Source organism: Actinomadura logoneensis (assembly GCF_003428695.1).
Classification (GTDB): domain Bacteria; phylum Actinomycetota; class Actinomycetes; order Streptosporangiales; family Streptosporangiaceae; genus Spirillospora; species Spirillospora logoneensis.
The window spans coordinates 1-3,080 of the sequence record NZ_QURH01000703.1; the positions used below are offsets into that span (position 1 = coordinate 1).

Below are 3,080 nucleotides of genomic sequence, written 5' to 3' on the forward strand. Positions count from 1 at the left end.
CGTCCGCCGCGCGGCGCGCGTCACCCCAGGTAGCCGTTCTGCCGCGGGCACACGTGCCCCTCGGCGGACAGCGGCAGCCCGCACAGCGGGCAGGGCGGGCGGCCCGCGGCGACGACCTGCAGGGCGCGCTCGGCGAACGCGCGGGCCTGTGCGGCGGTGATCCGCACCCGCAGCACCGCGATCGCCGGGTCCGGCTCGCCGACCTCGGCGTCGTCCTCGTCGCCGGTGGCCTCCTGCGCCTCGATGACGACCCGCTCGTCGTCGGGGTCCCACGCCAGCGCCATGGTGCCGACCCGGAACTCCTCCTCGACCGGCTCGTCCAGCGGCTCGTCGTCGCGCAGCCCCTCGGGGGTCACCGCGGGCACGTGCGCGGCGCCGCCGCTGCGCCGCAGCACCTCGTCGAGCAGTTCCGACAGCCGTTCGGCGAGCAGGCTGACCTGGAACTTCTCCAGCGCGACGCTGGTGAGGCGGCGGCCCTCGCGGGCCTGCAGGTAGAACGCGCGCCCGCCGGGCTCGCCGACCGTCCCGGCGACGAAGCGGTCCGGCAGTTCGTAGGAGATGACCGGCATGACACCAGACCCTACGCGCCGCCGCCGACCGCCGCGTCACCCTCCCTGCCTGGCGCGTCGCCGGGCGGCTTCGGCAGCAGCGACGCGGTCTCCCCGCCGGTGTCGTTCAGCCGGACCAGGAACGGGCGGGTCTCGGTGTAGCGGACGGCGGTGAGCGAGGCGGGGTCGGCCTGGATCCGCTGGAACTGGTCCAGGTGCAGGCCGAGCGCGTCGGCGACGACCGCCTTGATGATGTCGCCGTGGCTGCACACCAGGTAGAGCGCGTCCGGGCCGTGCTCGGCGGCGATCCGGGCGTTCCAGTCGCGGACCGCGGCGACCGCGCGGCGCTGAGCGTCGGCGAGCGCCTCCCCCCGCTCGCCGGGGAACACCACCGCGCTCGGATGCTCCTGGACGACCCGCCACAGCGGCTCCTCGGCGAGCTCCTTCAGTGGACGGCCCGTCCAGTCGCCGTAGCGGACCTCGCCGAACCGCTCGTCCACCTCGATCTTCTCGGTCCCGGTGCGGGCGGCGACGGCCTCGGCGGTCTGCAGGCAGCGGTCGAGGGGGCTGGACACCACGGCCGCCAGCGGCGTCCCGGCCAGCCGCTCCGCCAGGTCGCGGGCCTGCGCGCGGCCCCGGTCGTCCAGGCCGAGGCCGGGCGTCCAGCCGGCCAGCACCGGTCCGGTCAGCGCGGTGCGGCCGTGCCGCACGAGCAGAAGGGTCGTCACAGCGAGCACTCTACGAGACCAACTTTTCCCGGCGCAGCCCGCATATTCTTCAGCGTTCGCGCAACAATGCCCGACATGATTGTGGACAAGGCCATCTACGCCGACGGTGTCCGCAGGGACCTCGACGGCGACATCAGCGACGCGTTCGACACCGCCCGCAGCCAGGGCGACTGCTTCGTCTGGATCGGCCTGTTCGAGCCCAGCGCCGAGGAGTTCGACCTGGTCCGGGACGAGCTCAAACTGCACCCGCTCGCCGCCGAGGACGCGGTGTCGGCGCACCAGCGGCCGAAGTTGGAACGCTACGACGACACCCTGTTCGTCGTGCTGAAGACGCTGAGCTACGTCGAGGAGACCTCCGACATCGAGGTCGGGGAGATCATGCTGTTCCTCGGCCGCGACTTCGTGGTGACCGTCCGGCACGGCGCGGGCAACCCCCTCGGCCCCGTCCGCGACCGGCTGGAGTCCGACCCGGAGATGCTGCACCACGGGCCGATCGCCGTGCTGTACGCGGTGTGCGACGAGGTGGTGGACCGCTACGGCGTCGTCGTGCACGAGGTGGAGCGCGACATCATCGACCTCGAGCGCGCGGTGTTCGACCCGCAGGCCGACGACGTCACCGAGGACATCTACTCGCTCAAGCGGGAGGTGCTGGAGTTCCGCGGCGCCGAGGACCCGCTCGTCCCCGTGATGCAGGAGATCGTGCGCGGCCGGGTCACCGACAACCACGAGGTCCGCGAGTACTTCCGCGACGTCCTGGACCACCTGCTGCGCGTGGACACCCAGGTCGACGCGCACAACGAACTGCTCAACAGCGTGCTGAGCGCGCACCTCGCGCTGCTCGGGCAGCGGCAGAACGACGACATGCGGAAGATCTCGGCGTGGGCCGCGATCGTCGCCGTCCCGACGGCCATCGCGGGCATCTACGGCATGAACTTCGACCACATGTGGGAGCTGCACACCCACTACGGCTATCCGGTCGTCCTGGTGGTCATGGCCGCCATCTGCTTCGTCCTGTTCCGCATCCTCCGCCGCAACCGCTGGCTCTGACCGGGCGACCGGACTTTGGGGGCCGCTCGGTGTCGAGAGGGCGTTCCGATCCGGTCGACGGCCCCGAGCCGGGCGCGGGTGGGCGACACACCGGGCGAGGCTTCGTGTTTCGGGACGTTGCGGGCCATACTCTCTAGCGCGTGGAATCCGACGAAGCCCGCGCCAAGGTCGAACTGGCCAACGCCCGCTACCTCCAGGCCCGCGAGGAGGCCGACCAGGCCGCCGCCGACCTCGTCGCCGCCTGCGCCGAGGCCGCCCGGAGCGGCCACAGCATCGAGGACCTCGCCGGGGAGACCGGGTTCACCGCCGCCGAACTCCGCCGGAGGATCCGCGAACTCGGCACCGTCCCGGAGGCCGGCTGACCGATCCGTTGGTGTTCGCCCGGATCTGGTGGCGTTGATGGCTGGCCACCGTCCGCCGCCGGGAGGACCATGGGGTGCACCGGTCCTCTCCAGCGGTCCCTCTGAGGAGTGAGGCATGGCGGCACCGATCGAGACCAAAGTGACGGCGGCCACCGGAGCGAGCCTCGTGGCGGGGTTCATCGTCGGCTGGCTGGTGTTGAAGCTGCCCGCGCTGTCGTCGATGGCGGCGCCCCTGCAGGCACTGGTCACCGCGCTCATCACCTCCGCGCTCACGTTCGCGGCGGGCTGGCTCGCCAAGCACACGCCCCGCCCCGACCTCGCCGCGCCCGGCGGCCAGACCCCGCCCACCGCGCCGCCCGCGGGCCCCACCGCTCCCCCGGCCGCAGGCCCCACCG

At 72.8% G+C, this 3,080-nt stretch carries 5 protein-coding genes; 3 read left to right on the forward strand and 2 right to left on the reverse strand.

The window, feature by feature from the left end; genetic code table 11:
• Positions 1 to 20: 20 nt before the first annotated feature.
• Positions 21 to 569: a DUF3090 domain-containing protein gene (locus tag DZF91_RS25895; protein ID WP_117359808.1), complete on the reverse strand. Its 549-nt coding sequence runs from the start codon at positions 567 to 569 to the stop codon at positions 21 to 23.
• Positions 570 to 580: 11 nt separating this feature from the next.
• Positions 581 to 1,276 carry a histidine phosphatase family protein gene (locus DZF91_RS25900; protein ID WP_117359809.1) on the reverse strand — a complete coding sequence of 232 codons (696 nt, stop codon included), beginning with the start codon at positions 1,274 to 1,276 and terminating at the stop codon, positions 581 to 583.
• A gap of 75 nt (positions 1,277 to 1,351) precedes the next feature.
• Here DZF91_RS25900 and corA point away from each other — a divergent pair, with 75 nt between their 5' ends.
• From corA to DZF91_RS25915, 3 genes are all read left to right on the forward strand, one after another.
• Complete coding sequence (gene corA, locus DZF91_RS25905; RefSeq protein ID WP_117359812.1) at positions 1,352 to 2,323, forward strand: magnesium/cobalt transporter CorA; 972 nt, start codon at positions 1,352 to 1,354, stop codon at positions 2,321 to 2,323.
• Positions 2,324 to 2,463: 140 nt separating this feature from the next.
• Entirely contained in the window at positions 2,464 to 2,685 is a 222-nt protein-coding gene (locus tag DZF91_RS25910; protein WP_117359810.1) for a hypothetical protein, read from the forward strand.
• Between the two features lie 115 nt (positions 2,686 to 2,800).
• A partial coding sequence (locus DZF91_RS25915; RefSeq protein ID WP_117359811.1) for a hypothetical protein occupies positions 2,801 to 3,080 on the forward strand: 280 nt, incomplete at its 3' end.